The following is an 18,559-nucleotide window of genomic DNA, read 5'->3' on the forward strand; positions in this document are numbered from 1 at the left end:
ATAAAAACTCTTAAATTCACAGTTCTCCCGAACGTCAGACCTAAAAATCTTATCGCAGGAGAACTGTATTTTAATAAATAGGCTCCTTGGACTCAAGATCCAAAAGAAACCTTTTAAAGAAAAAAGATTATGAATCGCATTTTAGTTTGTTTATGTTTTCTGTCTTTCCTCAGTCTCAGCGCTCAGGAAATTCAGGTGGAGAGCCACAAAGAGCCCGTGGATTGGGTCAATACCCTAATGGGTACGGATTCCAATTACGAAGTGAGTAACGGGAACGTGTATCCTGCCATTGCTTTACCCTGGGGAATGAATTTCTGGATGCCTCAAACGGGAAAAATGGGTGACGGCTGGGCCTACACCTACAGTGCTACGAAGATTAGAGGCTTTAAGCAAACGCACCAACCCTCACCTTGGATGAACGATTACGGTCAGTTCTCCATAATGCCGACCACCGGAGAAATTAAGTTTAAAGAAGACGAGAGACAAAGCTGGTTTTCTCATAAGGCGGAAACCGCCTCGCCGTATTACTACAAAGTGTATCTGGCCGATTACCACATGACCACCGAGATCACACCTACGGAAAGAGCCTCTATGTTTCGGTTTACCTTTCCTAAAGGAGAAAAAGCGCACGTCGTGGTCGATGCCTTTGATAAAGGCTCGTATGTGAAAGTGATTCCCCAAGAAAATAAAATAATAGGGTACACCACAAAAAACAGCGGAGGCGTTCCCCAGAATTTTAAGAATTTCTTTGTCATTGTCTTTGACAAGCCTTTCACCGATTTACACACTTTTAACGGGGACACGCTTGGTAAAGCAGCCGAAATGAAAGCCGACCATTCGGGCGCCGTGGTGAGTTTTAACACGAATAACGGAGAAGTTGTTCAAGCGCGAGTGGCCTCCTCCTTTATCAGTTTTGAACAGGCAGAACTCAACTTAAAAGAAACAGCAGATCGAAGTTTTGATCAAATTAAAAGCGACGGTAGAGCGCTTTGGAACAAAGAGCTTAGCAAGATTGCAGTCGATGGCGGCTCTTACGAACAGACGGCGACCTTTTACAGCTGTCTATACCGCTCCATGCTCTTTCCTAGAAAATTCTTCGAGTATAACGAAAAAGGAGAAGTGTTCCACTACAGCCCTTACAACGGAAAAGTGCTTCCTGGTTATATGTTCACCGATACGGGATTCTGGGATACATTTCGAGCGCTTTTCCCCTTCTTGAATTTAATGTACCCTACTTTAAACTCTCAAATTCAAGAGGGACTTGCAAACGCATACAAAGAAAGCGGCTGGCTACCCGAGTGGGGCAGTCCGGGCTTAAGAAACATTATGGTGGGGAACAACTCGGCCTCCGTGGTTTCTGAGGCTTATTTAAAGATTGGAGACACCCACAAATACGACATTAGCACCCTCTACGAGGCACTGCTTCATGGCGCTAATAATGCAGGTCCTCTGACGGCCGTCGGACGAGCCGGCGTGAAGGAATACAATGCCCTTGGCTACGTAGCCCACGACATCACGAATCAAAGTGCAGCACGGACTTTAGAATATGCTTACGATGATTTCGCTATTTACAAACTTGCTCAGAAATTAAAGCGCCCTCAGGCGGAAATTGACCTTTACAAAAAACGCAGTCTCAATTATAAAAATTTGTTTGATCCCACCACGGGGCTCATGCGTCCTAAGAATTCAGACGGAAGTTTTAAAACGCCGTTTGATCCGTTTGTTTGGTTTGAAGGGTTTACAGAAGGGAACTCTTGGCATTACACCTGGAGCGTGTTTCACGATACCCAAGGGCTTATCGATCTCATGGGGGGAAGAGAGAACTTCGTTAAAAAATTGGACTCGGTCTTCACTCTTCCGCCGTCCTTTGGAACCAACTTCGAAGGCCATGTCATTCACGAAATGCGTGAAATGCAGGTGGCCAACATGGGACAGTACGCCCACGGAAATCAACCGATCCAGCACATGATTTACTTATACAACCACGGTGCAGAGCCCTGGAAAACGCAGTATTGGGTTAGAGAAACCATGGATCGACTTTATAGTCCGCATCCGGACGGATACTGTGGGGATGAAGACAACGGTCAGACCTCCGCTTGGTACGTGTTCTCAGCAATGGGCTTTTATCCCGTCACCCCAGCCAGCGATGAGTATACCCTGGGTGCCCCTTTATTTAAGAACATTACGCTCTCGCTAGAAAATGGAAAAACCGTTCAAATTGCAGCGCCGGAAAACAGTGCCAAAAACCGCTACGTAGAATCCATGAAAGTGAATGGAAAACCCTACACCAAACTCTACCTAAGCAACAGGGAACTGATGAAAGGAGCGAAGATTGAATTTAAGATGAGTGAACGGCCGAACACGACACGAAAGATTCGCGCCTCAGACCTTCCATATTCGCTTTCCAATGAAAAATAATATTAAAGCATAATCTACTTAGTATGAACAGAAAAGAATTTTTACAAAAATCAGCCTTGGCCGGAGGCCTTCTGATGGTGAACCCTACCCAGCTCTTTGGCTCAAGCCCTTCGTTTAATTCCAATTTTCCCACGGTAAGGGTGCCTGTTAGCGCACGCCACTTTACCAGTGGAGTGGTGGAAGACGTCATTAAAGAGTTTTCGAAAAATGTGAAAGATAAAGAACTGGTCTGGCTCTTCAACAATTGTTTCCCGAACACGTTGGATACCACCGTGACCTATAAGGAAAAAGCAGGCCGTCCTGATACCTACGTAATTACCGGAGATATTGACGCGATGTGGCTTAGAGACAGTTCAGCTCAAGTCTTTCCTTATCTCGCTTTTGTAAAAAAAGACAAAAAACTAAAAGACCTAATTGCTGGGGTGGTCAATCGACAAACCGAGCAGATTTTAAAAGACCCGTATGCCAACGCTTTCTACGATGATCCCAACAAAACGGGAGAGTGGGCAAGCGACCACACCAAAATGCTTCCTGGGGTGCACGAACGCAAATTTGAAGTAGACTCTCTATGTTACCCTATTCGTTTAGGCTATCACTACTGGAAAGAAACCGCCGATAAAACGCCATTTGATGCCTCGTGGGTACAGGCGATGAAAGCGATTTTACAAGTTTTCAAAGAGCAGCAGTGTAAAAATGGGTACGGTCCGTACTCGTTCCAAAGAAACACGCCTAACGGCACCGATACCCGTTCACTTAAAGGGTTTGGGTATCCGGTAAAACCAGTAGGGCTTATCGCTTCGGCTTTTAGACCGAGTGACGATTCTTCCGTGTTCTCCTTTTTAGTGCCCTCGAACTTCTTTGCGGTCGAAAGTTTAAAGCAAGCGGCCGAAATGCTACGTGCGCTTCATCACGATACCACCACTTCGGCCGAGATGGAAGCATTGGCTCAAGAAGTTTCTCAAGCCCTCAAAGAACACGCAGTGGTGACACACAAAAAATACGGCCAAGTTTATGCCTTTGAAGTGGACGGTTATGGAGGACAAGTCATAATGGATGACGCAAACGTTCCAAGTCTTTTGGCTCTTCCGTATTTAGGGGCGATCGACGCAAAGGACCCCGTGTACCAAAATACCCGTAAACTCATCCTCTCTTTAGACAATCCCTTCTTTTTCAAAGGGAAAGCGGCTGAAGGAATCGGCGGACCGCACGTAGGCATGGACATGATTTGGCCTATGGCCATAATCATGCGAGCCTTCACCACGAGCGATGAGAACGAAATTAAGGCTTGCATACAAAGCCTTAAAGCCACCCATGGTGACACGGGCTTCATGCACGAATCCTTCCATAAGGACGATCCCAAGAACTTTACTCGATCTTGGTTTGCTTGGACGAACACGCTTTTTGGCGAACTTTTATGGGAGACCTACAAACACAGGCCCCATCTTCTTACTTAATTTATTCACTTAATTGGGTCCCTTTGTGCAACCAAAGGGACCTTTTATTTGTCTTCTGAAATCCTGTTTTCCCGGGCGAAGGTCCAGGGCAAAACAAAAAAAAAACTACTGTTATGTGGAAACAAACAAGCTATTTCCTTTCGGGTATTTTGACCTTTAGTTTGCTGGGCTTCAGCCCCGCGCAAAAGAAAGAAGCACCCGATTTAAAAGAAAAAAAACTGACCTCTTGGGTGAATCCATTTATTGGAACCGCCCCACTACTTGATGAGGCCATCATTGGGTACAAGCCACCGGCCGACATGCGCGTTTGGGCTGGATTGGTATTTCCAGGATCCTCCTTGCCCAATTCAATGGTGCAATTAAGTCCCATGACCCGATACACCTCGGGAGCCGGTTACGAGTACGAGAATCCAGACATTCTAGGCTTCACCCATACCAACAAGGGGCATTGGAACCTTTGCCACATCCCGTTGATGCCGGTTCCTAAGGGAGCCACATACCCTTATAAATCCGCCTTCGGCCACGACCAAGAAGAAGCTTCACCCGCATATTATCAAGTCTATCTAAAGGACTATAAGGTGAACGTGAGACTCACCTCTACGCTTCGCGCAGGAATTCATGAGTATACCTTTGAAAATAACGCAAACCGCCAAGTGCTTTTCGATTTAGGACAAGCGAATAACCACGTCGACGACTGGAAAATAAATGCCCAGGGAAAATTTGCTGTCAGCGGTTTCCAGAGAACGGGTCATGAAAAGGTGTATTTCTATGCGGAACTTAGTGAAGAAATAGAAGAAATAAGCGAAACCAACAGCCAGAAAAGTAAAGGCTATGCCTTATTGAGTCTCAAAGACGGGACGTCTCCTGTGGTCGTGAAAATAGGACTCTCGTTTGTGAGCGAAACCAACGCAAAGCAGAACGTGCAAAAAGAAATCGGAAATAAAACGTTTGATCAAATCAAAAAGGAAGGATCGGATCAGTGGGAAACGCTACTTGGAAAAATCAAAATTCAAGGAGGCACGAACCAACAAAAAGAAATGTTCTATTCTAGTCTTTATCGTTCGTTCTTGTGGCCGGTTCTTCGAAGTGACAGCAACGGCGAATTCTTGGACGATCAAGGCCGCATCCGAACCGAGAGCTACAAATACTACGAAATCCCTTCCCTTTGGGACGATTACCGCAATAAGCTAGTTCTCCTAGGGATGATTTCACCCGAGTTAACCGGGGATGTCATTTCGTCTTTAATTGACCGCGGGACCAAAACCGGATTCATTCCGACCTTCTTCCATGGGGACCATGCAGCGCCATTTATTACCGGTTCCTACCTGCGAGGCATCCGTAATTTTGATGTTAAAAAGGGGTATGAATACTTACTCAACAATGCCTATAAAGAGGGTGGTACTCGACCTTTTTTAAAGGAATACATTGAAAAAGGGTACATTTCAGATCCCGATTTGAAAAGCCCACATGTCGAATCCAAAGGAAAAGCAGGAGTAAGTAAAACTCTTGAGTTTGCCTACGACGACTATTCTTTAGCTCTTTTGGCTAAAGAAATGAACGATCTGCCGCATTATAACGACCTTATGAAACGTTCAAAGAATTATGAAAACGTCTTTGATAAACAAACCAATTTCATGAGAGGACGACTGGACGATGGCCGTTGGATCACTCCGTTTAATCCCGAGTACCCTTACTACGAATATATGTACCGGGAAGCGAACGCTTGGAACATGTCATTTTTTGCCCCTCACGACATGCCTAATCTAGTAAAGCTCTACGGCGGGAACCAGGCCTTTGAAACGAAACTCGATTCGCTCTTTACCATCCCTTGGAATAAAGACTACATCGCTTGGAATATTTCCGGATTCATTGGCCAGTATTGCCACGGAAACCAACCGGGCCACGAAGCGCCTTTTAGCTATTATTTTGTTGGAAAACCGGAGAAATCGCAGCAGAGACTTGATCAAATCATGGACACGATGTACGGAATTGGCCCTGAAGGACTTGCCATGAGCGGTATGGACGATGCGGGAGAAATGTCTTCTTGGTACGTCTTCACAGCCTTAGGCCTTTACCCACTAAGTCCAGCTGATCCCGAGTATATCGTTTCTGTTCCTCTTTTTGAAAAAAGCGAATGGAAACTGGATAACGGCAAAACCATCGTGATTGAGAAAACAGGTCAAGGGCGAGATTTAAAAGAAATTAAGGTTAATAAGAAAAAACAAGATTCTTATTATGTCTCCCACGATTTATTTACCCAGGGTGGAACCCTAACCATTAAAGCCGATTAATCTTGTGATCAAGAGACGATCGAACTAACCTCAGGGCTGAGGACTTAATTCAGAAAAAGCTTTGGCTACGGCCAAGGCTTTTTTTTTTGCGAATCTATCCCAGAATTGGAAATCAAAAAGGGTTCAAGTCCTTGACCGCGACATAAGACCCCTAGGGCTGAATCACTGTGGAGTTTTTCACTTCTTTAATCATGAAAGAACTTTGGGTACTAGCAATATGCTGGAGGTTGGTAAGTTTGCTCACCATAAACTCTCTGTATTCTTGGATGTCACGTACGCAAATCTTTAGGATGTAGTCGTAATCCCCTGCGACATGAAAACATTCCAGTACTTCGGGGAACTGGGTGATTTCGTTTTCAAATTGAGTGATGTACTCTTTCTTGTGCTGCACTAGTTTAACATGGCAAATGACGATAAAGCTTTTCTGCACTTTTTCCGCGTCAAGAAGTGCCACATACTTTTTGATAATTTGCTTTTTTTCTAATTTCTTTATCCGTTCAAAAACTGCGGTCACGGACAAATTAAGCTCGGTCGCGAGTTGTTTTGTGGTTTTCTTGGAGTCGTTTTGAAGTAAGATTAGCAATCTTTTGTCTTTTTCGTCTAGCATTAAAATGAATTATTTTCGGTTATTTTTTCATCCTTCGTCAAATTTAAAATTATTTTCATTAATTATTTTAATTTATAGATTAAAAATCTATACTAAGTAAATTCAATTGTTTTATAGTTGCACTATTTGCACATTTATAAAATTGAAAATTTATATTATGGAAAACTTTGAGCCCGCAAACAAAATTCAGGATTTGCAGTACTTTGGAGAATTTGGAGGCGTAAACCCTTCAATCTCGGATAGTTCAACCTACACGTTTCTTTCTGCAAAAACCATGTTCGATACTTTTGAAGGAAATACAGACGGATGCTATTTGTATTCTAGACACTCCACACCGAGCAATCTCTATTTAAGTGAGGCCCTTGCCCAAATGGAAGGAACAGAAAGTGCAAATGTAATGGCCTCAGGAATGGGAGCAATCACATCTACTTTGCTTCAATTGTGCAAAGCAGGAGATCACATTGTGTCGAGTCGAACCATTTATGGAGGAACTTATGCCTTTATGAAGAACTTCCTTCCAAGCTATAACATCAACACTGCTTTTGTTGACATTACTGACTTAGAAGGGGTAGAAGCGGCCATCACAGAGAACACAAAAGTTCTTTTTTGTGAAACCGTGAGCAATCCACTCTTAGAAGTGGCCGATTTGAAGAAATTAGGAGCATTAGCTCAAAAGCATAATCTAAAGCTAGTGGTAGACAACACGTTTTCTCCGCTTTCCATTTCTCCACAGAAACTAGGTACGGACATTACAATTCATAGTTTGACTAAATTCATTAATGGAAGTAGCGATGCAGTTGCCGGCGTCGTATGCGCACCTAGTAGTTTCGTGAACGATTTGAAAGACGTGAATACAGGCGCTTGCATGCTCCTTGGACCCACGCTCGATAGTTTACGAGCCGCGAGTATCTTAAAGAACTTACGAACGCTTCACATCCGCATTAAAAAGCATAGTGAAAATGCCCTGTATTTAGCAGAGCACTTTGAAAAGGACGGATTAACCGTAAAATACCCAGGTCTTAAAAGTCACAAGCAGCATGAGTTATTCAAAAGCATGATGAATAAAGAATATGGCTTTGGTGGACTTTTAACTCTTGATGTAAAAACCACGGAGAAAGCCAATGAACTCATGGAACTTATGCAAAAGGAAAACTTAGGCTATTTAGCCGTGAGCCTTGGTTTTTATAAAACGCTATTTTCTTGTTCTGGAAGTTCGACTTCTTCCGAAATTCCAGAAGCGGAACGTAAAGAAATGGGACTCTCCGATGGTCTTATTCGTATGTCAATCGGACTGGATCACGATATTCAAAGAACCTATCAAAAAATGAAGTGGTGCATGGGGCAAGTAGGGATTCCAAAGTAACGCTCTTGCATGCATTGAAATTTGCAAAACAAAAATTTAAGTGATATTCACTGAGCTAAGGATAGAAAGAAGAAGAACTCTTCATGAAATTCTCGCTCTTCTAATTGATACCAAAAACCTAAACTGGATTCAGTTTAGGTTTTTACTTTTTCTATTTATTGAGTAGTCGTTCAAGCACTTTAATTTGAGCATTTTTCGATTCAATTACTTCTGTGTATAATTTTTTGATTTCGTCAAGAGCCTCAAAGAGAATATCCACTGGATTGTGCTTATCTAGATTAATGCCGTTCCAAGGATCCTCATGGAGGGTGCTCGTCAGTACACTTACTGCCTTTTTCTCGTCAAAATTCTCAATAGCTTCGACCGGGATTTTCAGAGCTCTTGCAATGGCTTCCAAAAGGGATTTGTCAATCTCTGCTTTCTGTTCCAAAATGGATATTTTCTGTTGATTCCACTCTTCCCCCAAATCAAAAGCGAGGGACTCCTGCTTGATTCCTAACATTTCTCTAAAACGCTTTACATTTCTTCCGTGATGAAATTTTGCTAGCTCCATAGTGTGATTCTCAGTGATTAAAAGCTTGAACACAGAAGGCATTCTGAATGAATGCCTTAGAGTTGTAAAGATAAAAATTATTCATTGAAAAATCTGTAATTTTTGCTAGAAAAATGAAGTTTTTATGCGAAATTTCATTTACCACTACTTTGTTCTTATTTGGTTTTTTCAAGCATAATTAATTGTTTGCCTGCAAAGGAATCGCCTAAGTTTAAGGTTCCTTCAAGAACCAGGGTTTTGTTTGTCACATCAATGACCGAAATGTAGTTTCTAGAGTTGTACTCAATGTAGTTTTCTTTCTCGCTGGATTGGGGATTCTTCCCATACTTATACTTGTAAGAAACCCACTCCTCGTCCTGAGATTTGCAATGAGCAGGTTTAAACTTGCTTCTTTTGGTCTTAAATTCAAATATCTCTTCACTTCCGATGCAAGAATTCTTATACGTATTGTCAGGGTTCTCATCCGTCGCAAACGTATCATAGCTTCCGTTATAAAGCCCTACAATTTTCCATTTTCCGTCCAATCGGTCCTCGTCAATTTTTCCTTGTGCTTTTTTAACAGCCCAACTAACACCGTTTACGGTTCCTTTCACCACTTTATAACCTACCTTGGCTGCGGTTTTCACGACTCCTACGGCCGTACTTACTATGCAGGACGTAAGGGTGAAACAAAGAACAAGGACAAGAACTGTTTTTAGAATTGATTTCATAAAAATGCATTTAGTTTAATTTCAAAAGTGGAGTGGTGTTAATCAGGGAAACTCTGTTTTGAAATTATAGTTTGACTAGACCATGGGATACAAAAATGGCTCCATTGTAGTTTTAGTCGGTTCTATTTACTCGAGTTCAACGGATCTTCAAGTGGGAAATTAGAGAATTTCTCATCTATGCCCCTAGAATTTTTGTAGATTTACATAGGATATTCTACTTCTTATCCCCAGAATTTAAAATTTAATGAGTCTACTTCTAATTCTTGAAATCCTTTACGGTGTCCTTGTGACTTTGGTGTGCCTCCGCATTATCCTTGACACCAAGAATGCCACCAAATCCCTTGCCTACGTTTTATTTACAATCTTTGTTCCCGTAATCGGAATGGGTTTTTATTTCTTGTTTGGTATTAATTACCGACATCGACACATGTACAAGAAAAAACTCTTTAAAGATGAAAAATTGTCCATAGAGCTTCGTACCAAACTTTTTGAATATTCCAAAGAAACCTATTTGGGACGGGATTCTAAGTTGTCGCAATCGAGAGAACTTTCCTATATGCTTATGCATGATTTATTAAGTCCCTTAACCTCCGGAAACGACGTGAAGATTCTTCGCAACGGGGAAGAGAAGTTCCCCGAAGTGATTAAAGCCTTAAAGAACGCAAAAAACCATATCCACTTAGAGTATTATATCTATAACGACGATGAGATTGGAAATCAAATTGGCGACATCTTACTTCAAAAAGCAAAAGAGGGGGTAAAAGTTCGTGTGATATACGATGATTTTGGAAGCTCTCGGGGGTGTAAGAAACTTATGGAAAGACTTAGCGAGGGAGGAGTAGAGGCGCATCCGTTCTTGAAAATTTACTTTATTGCCTTGGCCAATAGAATCAATTATAGAAACCACAGAAAAATTATTTTGATCGATGGAAAAGTGGGGTTTGTAGGGGGAATTAATATTAGCGACAATTATATTAACACAAAAGAAACTCCCGAAAACATATATTGGCGCGATACTCATCTTAAAATCGAGGGACCGGGGGTGTTTTATCTGCAATTTCTTTTTTTATGTGACTGGAATTTTTGTGCAGAGCAGTCCCTTGAACCCACAAATGATTTCTTCCCTAGTCCACAGCAGCATGATACCAAAGAAAATAAGGTAGTACAAATTGCTTCGAGTGGGCCGGATTCTCCGACCCCCACCATTTTGTTCTCCATTTTGCAGGCCATTAATTTAGCGCAAAAGGAGATTTTAATTACAAGCCCTTATTTCATCCCAGATGAAAGTTTATTAAATGCACTTATCATTGCATCGCACAGCGGAATAAAAATTAAACTTCTTGTGCCCAAAAACTCAGATTCGAAGATTGTGAAATTAGCTTCCCGTTCTTATTATACACAACTACTCAAAGCGGGAGTCGAAATCTATCTTTATACCAAAGGTTTCGTGCATGCGAAAACCATGGTCGTGGATAGCTTTTTAGCGATCGTGGGCACGGCCAATATGGACATTCGTAGTTTTGATTTAAATTTCGAAGTAAACGCGGTGGTCTACGACCACGCAACGGCCCAAGAACTACGGAATGATTTTGAAATGGATTTGCAAAATTCAGAACGTATAGACAAAGAACGATGGCTTACAAGAGGAAAGCACATTCAACTTTTGGAAAGTACGATGAGTTTAATTTCCCCTTTGCTTTAGGCTCTTTTGCGCCCTTTTGCGAGACTCGGCGCATTGCATAAAAAGAAATAAAGTAGTAGATTTGATAAAAATTATCCTATGAATTTACTAGTAAGACTTTTAATTACAGCCGTATCGGCCTACGTACTACAATTGATCCTTAGTGGGGTTCAAATTGAAAATTTTTGGACGGCGATTATCTTTGCCGTGGTCTTAGGAATTGTGAATCTCATTTTTAAGCCCATCATGCAAATTTTAGGCTTTCCTTTGACCGTGCTTACCCTAGGGCTTTTTGCTTTGGTGATAAATGCTCTGGTCATTATGATTGTGGATTACTTTGTAGACGGTATGACGGTGGACGGCTTTGGATGGGCCTTTATCTTCAGTATTTTACTCTCCATCATCACTTCCGTCATAGGAGGCGTCGTAAACAAAGACTAACCTTTTAACCATCCCTATGAAATCATACCCTGGTGCAAATCCTGATCTCTTTTCAAAAATAGTCACAGGAATTTTCATTTTAGCGATTCTTGTCGCGCTTGGTTTTTGGGCCTACAGCCCAAACCCCGAGGCAAGAACCTCAGGAATGTTCATGGGTCTTTTTTTGCTTCTTGCTCTCACTGTATCTTGGCTTCTAATTCCTTCCATTGGGAAGTCGGAAAGTCATTTTGAAATTCGGACCAAACTCCATTGCATTGAAATTCCTTTAAAAGAAATCAAATCTGTAGAAGCGAAAGCCTACAAAGGACTCTATTTACGACTCTTTGGTATAGGCGGACTCTTTGGCTATTTTGGTTATTTTAACAAAGGGGAAGTGTGGTATGTTACGAATCGACAAAAGGCACTTCGCATTGTGACCAAAAGAGGGAAAGTCTATGTAGTCAGCCCTAGCGACCCGGTTGCAGTCGCAAGTGAATTAGAAAAATATATTAACCCCAAATAAATAAAACTGTATGAAATTAAAACATACTGTTATGGCTCTCGCAGCCCCTTTCTTAATGAATGCACAAAATGTCATGACTCCAGAAATCCTCTGGACTCTAAACCGACTGGGCGTTTCGGCGGTTTCTCCCGACCAAACGACCCTGATCTATAAAGTTAGCCAAACGGATCTTAAAAGCGAAAAGTCAAACAGCAAAAACTATTTGCTTTCAGTCGGAAGCAAAATGGCTTCCGAACTGGATTTAGGAAAAAAATCCCTAGTGCAATGGGACAAAAACGGACTGTATGCGCAGGAAGGAAAAATCCTTTTTATATCCAAAGATTCCGGCAAAACTTGGACGGAGTTCTTTACTGTAGGGGACGCAAGCAATGTACGAATCTCTCCGGACGGAAAGAAAGTTGCCTTTAGTAAAGAAGTGACGATAGAAACTGTCCTAGGAAAAGAAAAATACAAAGACACGCCCAAATCCACGGCGCATATTTACACGGATTTAAATCACCGCCACTGGGATTACTTTAGTGAAGGGAAATACAACCACGTGTTTGTCGTAAACGTCTCAGACAAAAAAGAAAAAGCGGTCGATCTTCTCGAAGGAAAACCTTGGGATTCACCTCAACGTCCTTTCGGGGGAGCAGAAGATTTTGTTTGGAGTCCTGATTCCTCAAAACTTCTTTATGTCACCAAAGCGTTAAGCGGAAAAGAGTATGCTCAATCGACCAATACGGATCTTTATTCCTACGATTTAGAAAGCAAAACCACGACGAATTTAACCCAGGGAATGATGGGGTACGATTTGAATCCAAAATTCTCTCCAGACGGCCAGTATTTAAGTTGGCAATCCATGAAACGAGAAGGCTATGAGGCGGATAAAAATGACATCGTAATTTTAAATCTTAAGACGGGCGAAAAGAAAAACCTAACCGAGTCTTGGGACGAGAGCGTAAGTGGAGATGTATTCTGGTCCAAAGATTCGAAATCTCTTTATTTTACCGCCGCTTTCAAAGCGACAAAACAACTGTTTTCAGTGGGAGTAGAGGGAAAAGGAAAAACGACGGTGAAGCAGCTTACCAAAGGAGACTTTGACGTAAATGAAATTTTCCTTCAAACTAAAGACGAGCTCCTGGTGTCTAGAGCAGACATGAACCACAGTGCCGATCTATATTTGGTGAATGTAAAGAATGGAAAATTTAGTCCAGTCACTTCTGTAAACGCGGAGACTTACGCGAACTTGAAGCCGGCTAAAACCGAACTAAAAATGGTGAAAACCACGGACGGAAAAGAGATGGGTGTATGGATGGTGTATCCACCGGATTTTGATCCGAGTAAAAAATACCCAACCATTCTTTACTGTCAAGGAGGACCTCAGTCTGCATTAACTCAGTTCTTTAGTACAAGATGGAATCTAGGACTTATGGCCGCACAGGGATACATCGTCGTGGCTCCAAACCGTCGGGGAATGCCAGGATGGGGTACGGAGTGGAACGAAGCCATCTCTAGAGACTGGGGAGGACAAGTGATGCAGGACTATCTTTCGGCAACCGATTATGCGCTTGATTTACCGTATGTGGATAGCGAACGAATGGGAGCGGTAGGAGCGAGCTACGGAGGATATAGCGTCTTTATGCTTGCGGGGATTCATGAAAATAGATTCAAAACCTTCATCGCGCACGATGGTCTTTTTGATATGAATTCATGGTATTTAACCACAGAGGAGCTATGGTTCGCAAACTGGGACATTGGAAAACCGACCGAATCGCCAACCCCTAAGGCTTTCACGGACTTTAATCCCATGAATCATGTTCAAAAATGGAACAAACCTATTATGATTATTCAAGGAGGCATTGACTACCGTGTTCCTTACGAACAGGGGCAAGAAGCTTTCCAAGCGGCTCAGTTAAAAGGGCTAAAATCAAAATTCCTTTACTTTCCAAATGAAAACCACTGGGTGTTAAATCCCCACAACGGTCTCGTGTGGCAAAGGGAATTCTTTGAATGGCTAAATGAGACGCTTTAATCAGAGCGTTGAGCATTAGAACAAAACCTTCCAGGATCTTTCTTGGAAGGTTTTGTTTTTCTCGCAGGGCACTTTTAGGCTTTACTTGACTTTGCCTCTCAAATAGCGTATCTTTGCACTCTAATTTTTAAACCGTAATTTAAAAAATGAAAACATCCCACTTTAATTTTGATTTGCCAGAGGAGCTTTTGGCAGAACATCCAAGCGAACACAGAGACGAGGCTAGACTGATGGTTTTGGACCGTAAAACGGAAACCATTGAACATAAGCTTTTCAAAGATGTCATTGACTATTTTGATGAAAAGGACCTTTTCATCTTCAACAATACCAAAGTATTCCCGGCAAGACTTTACGGAAATAAAGAAAAGACCGGAGCGAAAATTGAAGTTTTTCTTTTAAGAGAACTTGACAAAGAAACAAGAGTATGGGATGTGCTTGTGGATCCAGCTCGTAAGATTCGTATCGGAAACAAATTGTTTTTCACAGAAGACGAAGGTCTTGTGGCTGAAGTAATCGACAACACCACCTCAAGAGGACGTACCTTACGTTTCCTTTACGACGGCAGTTACGAGGAATTCAGAACCAAACTTAAAGAACTAGGGGAAACCCCACTTCCAAAATACATCAAAAGAGAGGTAGAGAAAGAAGATGCAGAACGTTACCAAACGATTTATGCAAAAGAAGAAGGAGCTGTAGCGGCGCCGACTGCAGGACTTCACTTCTCTAGACACCTAATGAAAAGATTGGAAATCAAAGGAATCGATTTTGCAGAAATCACCCTTCACATTGGACTTGGAACTTTTAACCCGATTGAGGTAGAAGACTTATCTAAGCACAAAATGGAAAGTGAAGAAGCGATTATCGACCAGAAGAATGCCGACATCATTAACAAAGCGGTAGAAGAGGGAAGAAGAGTTTGCGCAGTAGGTACTACGACGATGAGAGCTCTAGAAACTTCCGTTTCTTCCAACCGTAAAATTGGACCTTACCACGGATGGACCAATAAGTTCATTTATCCTCCACATGATTTTGGAGTGGCCAATGCGATGATTACGAATTTCCATACGCCGAAATCCACTTTACTTATGATGATTGCAGCGTTTGCGAACAAAGATTTCATCATGAGAGCGTACGCGGAAGCCATTGAAGAAAAATACAAATTCTACTCCTACGGAGATGCAATGCTTATCCTTTAATTTAGGAGTTTCTATTTTACAAAACGTCACTTTTTTAAAGTGGCGTTTTTTTATTTCCGGTTTGCAGCGATTTCTATCTCCTTTTCGATCGTAAAAAGCGGTCCTTTTTAATTCAAAAACCCATTGCACCTTATAGGCAACTGCTTCACTAAGAGCACGTAAAATAAAATGGCTTAAAATTTCGTATCTTTGCAAACTTTAATAAGCATACCGTTTGAAAGATATTCGCACCTTAAGTCTTGAAGAGTTAAAAGCTCATTTTCTCACCCTCGGGGAAAAACCTTTCCGAGCCAAACAAGTTTACGATTGGCTTTGGAGTAAGAACCTGCATTCCATTGAGGAGATGACGAATCTATCGAAGGAACTTCGAGAATCGCTTACGAAAGAATTTACCATTAATCCGATCGCCGTGGATTTGCTTCAAAAATCCGAGGACGGAACGATTAAAAACGGTGTGAAATTGCACGATGGACTCCTTGTGGAAAGTGTGCTTATCCCTACCTCCACTAGAACGACGGCCTGCGTATCGTCCCAAGTGGGATGCTCACTTAACTGTGAATTTTGTGCCACGGCGAAGCTTAAGCGCATGCGTAATTTAGAAGTGGCAGAGATTGTGGACCAAGTCGCCCTAATCGATCGACAAAGTAGACTGTACTATCAACGACCCCTAAGCAACATCGTGTTTATGGGAATGGGCGAGCCCATGATGAACTATAAGAATGTGGTGGAAGCCATTCGCAAAATCACGACACCGGAAGGGCTTGGAATGTCGCCTCGACGCATCACGGTCTCTACTTCGGGCATTCCCAAGATGATTAAAATGCTTGCGGACGAAGAAATCAAGGTAAAACTTGCTCTTTCCCTTCACTCTGCTATTGAAGAAACGAGAAACGACATTATGCCGTTTTCTCAGAAGTTTCCTCTTACCGACATTATGGACTCTCTACAGTATTGGTATCAAAAAACAGGCTCTGTAATTACCTTTGAATATTGCGTTTGGAAAGGCATTAACGATTCAGACAAGGACATTAAGGCGCTCATTCGATTCGCGAAACAAGTCCCTTCCAAAGTAAATCTAATTCAGTACAATCCCATTGGAGAAGGAAAATTTGATCACCGAAGCATTGCTGCTGAGGAGCGTTACGTGTCCGAACTAACCAAAGCGGGGGTCACGGTCATGGTTAGAAAAAGTAGAGGAGGAGACATTGACGCGGCTTGTGGGCAGCTTGCCAACAAATCAGCGGAGTAACTTACTTGGGATTGATTTTTGTACGTAATTCGTAAATCTGGTTCTTAAAATCTATCTTTTATGAAATTCTATTTGCTTTTTGCCTCAGTCTTCTTTTTGTCCTTTCCCAAGGCGCAGAATTCGTACGATTGGTTTAAAATCAAAAAGTACAGAGTCTCTACCTTAGATTCAAAAATAAAAGAAAATTCAAGCCTCCATTTCCATCGAGATAAGCTCTATACTTTAAACGACGGCGGCAATCCCTCTGAGCTATTCGAACTTGATCCTAAGAACGGAAAGATTCTAAAAACGCATTCACTTTCTTTTCCCAACCAAGACTGGGAAGCTCTCGCTTCCGATTCCTTAAGCCTTTACATTGGGGATTTTGGAAACAATGCGGGCACAAGAAAGAACTTAAAAATTAATAAGGTGGACGCAACTACTTTTGAGCTGCAAAAAGAAATCGGATTCTATTTTCCAGAGCAGCCAAAAACAGGAGCCAAATTGCACGACCATGATTTTGACGTAGAATCCCTGTTGTTTTTAGACAGTGGGCTTCATGTCTTTACAAAACAGTGGAGCTCCTTACAGGTCTCTCACTATCTAGTCGCTCCAACCGATCCTTCTTCAAATATTCCCGCGCAGTTAATCGAAACCTTTGATTTAGGGTTTATGGCGACCGATGCTGCTTATGATAAGGACACGCTTTATCTCGTTGGGTACACCAAAAAAATGGAAGTTTTCTTAAGCGTATTTAAAAGAGATTCGGATGGGAAATTCTTTTCCCACCTCCCTAAAAAGTACTTCCTAGGCCTTAGTTCTAGCATTGGGCAAATCGAATCGATTGCTATACATAAGGGAAGAGTTTACCTTTCTGGAGAAGAATTTCGCTTCCGAATTCTCCATGCACCGCCCGCGCTGTATTCCTTCCCTTTAGAAAAATTGAAATAAGTTTCTCGAACGCTCGGAAAACCCTATATTTGTTCATTCGTATTACCCTTTTATCACCTCCTATTTGTGTCGAATACTGTAGAAGAAATTAAAAAGCCCATTGCGCAGGAAATGAAACTTTTCGAACAAAAGTTTTACCAGTCCATGCAAAGCAATGTCCCCCTACTAGATAAGGTGACCCGATTCATTGTCACGACCAAAGGAAAACAAATGCGTCCCATGTTTGTCTTTCTTTGTGCAAAACTCATGGGAGAGGTTTCCGAGAAGACCTTCCGAGGGGCCTCTATGATTGAGCTTATCCACACCGCTACCTTGGTGCACGACGACGTCGTAGACGAGAGTTTCAAAAGAAGAAACTTCTTTTCCATCAATGCGTTATGGAAAAACAAAATCGCAGTGCTCGTAGGAGATTATCTACTGGCCAAATCGGTCTTGCTTTCTACCGACAACAAAGAATACGATTTGCTAAATGTCATTTCAAGAACCATTCGAGAAATGAGTGAGGGCGAGCTTTTGCAATTAGAAAAAGCGCGCAAACTTGACATCACAGAAGACGTTTACTACGAAATTATTCGCCAGAAAACGGCCACTCTAATAGCCGCTTGCTGCGAGATTGGCGTTCTCTCCGTAGGAGCGGATGAAGAGACAGCCAAGAAATTTAAAGATTTTGGTACGTTTACCGGGATGGCTTTTCAAATCAAAGACGATTTGTTTGACTACCTGAGTTCCAACCTGATTGGAAAGCCTGTGGGAATTGACATTAAGGAAAAGAAAATGACGCTCCCTCTTATTTACACTTTGCGTGAGGCGAGTTCTACCAATCGCAAGTATTACTTAGATACCATCCGAAGACACAACAACAATCCCAAGCGAGTAAAAGAACTCATTCAGTTCGTGAAAGATTCGGGTGGACTTAGTTATGCGGTCATGATTATGAAGGATTATCAACAAAAAGCAAAAGATTTACTGCAAGAATTTCCAGATTCAGATGCGAAAAATTCACTAAATCAAATGCTTGATTATGTGATTGAACGAAAATTCTAATTCCTTCCTTTTTTTTACGTAATTCGCAATGGGATTTTAGAACATTCTTGATACTCAATAGGTTGTGTTTTAAACAAATATAGTATATTTGTGAAAAGCTAAAGTT

At 41.9% G+C, this 18,559-nt stretch carries 15 protein-coding genes; 12 read left to right on the top strand and 3 right to left on the bottom strand.

Annotated features, from left to right (window positions below; genetic code table 11):
* Window positions 1-129 precede the first annotated feature (129 nt).
* The 3 genes from ACX3PZ_RS08420 to ACX3PZ_RS08430 all read left to right on the top strand — a co-directional run bounded on the left by ACX3PZ_RS08420 (window position 130) and on the right by ACX3PZ_RS08430 (window position 6,163).
* The gene (locus ACX3PZ_RS08420) at window positions 130-2,418 is read left to right on the top strand and encodes a GH92 family glycosyl hydrolase (protein WP_459112529.1); all 2,289 of its coding nucleotides are present in this window, start codon (window positions 130-132) and stop codon (window positions 2,416-2,418) included.
* Window positions 2,419-2,441: 23 nt separating this feature from the next.
* Window positions 2,442-3,872 (top strand): glycoside hydrolase family 125 protein, encoded by a 1,431-nt coding sequence (locus tag ACX3PZ_RS08425; protein WP_459112530.1) that lies wholly within the window; start codon window positions 2,442-2,444, stop codon window positions 3,870-3,872.
* Between the two features lie 113 nt (window positions 3,873-3,985).
* A complete protein-coding gene (locus ACX3PZ_RS08430; protein ID WP_459112531.1) occupies window positions 3,986-6,163 on the top strand; it encodes a GH92 family glycosyl hydrolase in 2,178 nt (725 codons plus the stop codon).
* A gap of 151 nt (window positions 6,164-6,314) precedes the next feature.
* Here the strand turns inward: ACX3PZ_RS08430 and ACX3PZ_RS08435 are convergent, their stop codons facing one another.
* Complete coding sequence (locus tag ACX3PZ_RS08435; protein ID WP_459084862.1) at window positions 6,315-6,770, bottom strand: Lrp/AsnC family transcriptional regulator; 456 nt, start codon at window positions 6,768-6,770, stop codon at window positions 6,315-6,317.
* Between the two features lie 157 nt (window positions 6,771-6,927).
* Here ACX3PZ_RS08435 and ACX3PZ_RS08440 point away from each other — a divergent pair, with 157 nt between their 5' ends.
* Entirely contained in the window at window positions 6,928-8,133 is a 1,206-nt protein-coding gene (locus tag ACX3PZ_RS08440) for an aminotransferase class I/II-fold pyridoxal phosphate-dependent enzyme (protein ID WP_459112532.1), read from the top strand.
* 151 nt (window positions 8,134-8,284) lie between these two features.
* Here ACX3PZ_RS08440 and ACX3PZ_RS08445 read toward each other — a convergent pair whose 3' ends face one another.
* Window positions 8,285-8,686: a helix-turn-helix domain-containing protein gene (locus ACX3PZ_RS08445; protein WP_459112533.1), complete on the bottom strand. Its 402-nt coding sequence runs from the start codon at window positions 8,684-8,686 to the stop codon at window positions 8,285-8,287.
* 155 nt (window positions 8,687-8,841) lie between these two features.
* On the bottom strand, window positions 8,842-9,396 hold the full coding sequence (locus ACX3PZ_RS08450) for a hypothetical protein (RefSeq protein WP_459112534.1): 555 nt from the start codon (window positions 9,394-9,396) through the stop codon (window positions 8,842-8,844).
* A 244-nt stretch (window positions 9,397-9,640) separates the two neighbouring features.
* Here ACX3PZ_RS08450 and cls point away from each other — a divergent pair, with 244 nt between their 5' ends.
* From cls to ACX3PZ_RS08490, 8 genes are all read left to right on the top strand, one after another.
* Window positions 9,641-11,098 carry a cardiolipin synthase gene (cls, locus tag ACX3PZ_RS08455; protein WP_459112535.1) on the top strand — a complete coding sequence of 486 codons (1,458 nt, stop codon included), beginning with the start codon at window positions 9,641-9,643 and terminating at the stop codon, window positions 11,096-11,098.
* A gap of 78 nt (window positions 11,099-11,176) precedes the next feature.
* The gene (locus ACX3PZ_RS08460; RefSeq protein ID WP_459112536.1) at window positions 11,177-11,518 is read left to right on the top strand and encodes a phage holin family protein; all 342 of its coding nucleotides are present in this window, start codon (window positions 11,177-11,179) and stop codon (window positions 11,516-11,518) included.
* Between the two features lie 16 nt (window positions 11,519-11,534).
* Window positions 11,535-12,020, top strand: coding sequence for a PH domain-containing protein (locus tag ACX3PZ_RS08465; protein ID WP_459112537.1), 486 nt, complete (start codon window positions 11,535-11,537; stop codon window positions 12,018-12,020).
* 10 nt (window positions 12,021-12,030) lie between these two features.
* A complete protein-coding gene (locus ACX3PZ_RS08470) occupies window positions 12,031-14,034 on the top strand; it encodes a S9 family peptidase (RefSeq protein ID WP_459112538.1) in 2,004 nt (667 codons plus the stop codon).
* Between the two features lie 146 nt (window positions 14,035-14,180).
* Window positions 14,181-15,230 carry a tRNA preQ1(34) S-adenosylmethionine ribosyltransferase-isomerase QueA gene (gene queA / locus ACX3PZ_RS08475; RefSeq protein ID WP_459084854.1) on the top strand — a complete coding sequence of 350 codons (1,050 nt, stop codon included), beginning with the start codon at window positions 14,181-14,183 and terminating at the stop codon, window positions 15,228-15,230.
* Between the two features lie 214 nt (window positions 15,231-15,444).
* Window positions 15,445-16,479 (top strand): 23S rRNA (adenine(2503)-C(2))-methyltransferase RlmN, encoded by a 1,035-nt coding sequence (gene rlmN, locus ACX3PZ_RS08480; RefSeq protein WP_459084853.1) that lies wholly within the window; start codon window positions 15,445-15,447, stop codon window positions 16,477-16,479.
* 60 nt (window positions 16,480-16,539) lie between these two features.
* Window positions 16,540-17,409, top strand: coding sequence for a YncE family protein (locus ACX3PZ_RS08485; RefSeq protein ID WP_459112539.1), 870 nt, complete (start codon window positions 16,540-16,542; stop codon window positions 17,407-17,409).
* A gap of 66 nt (window positions 17,410-17,475) precedes the next feature.
* Complete coding sequence (locus ACX3PZ_RS08490) at window positions 17,476-18,453, top strand: polyprenyl synthetase family protein (protein ID WP_459112540.1); 978 nt, start codon at window positions 17,476-17,478, stop codon at window positions 18,451-18,453.
* The last annotated feature ends 106 nt before the right edge of the window (window positions 18,454-18,559 follow it).

Source organism: Chryseobacterium sp. A321, from assembly GCF_054489265.1.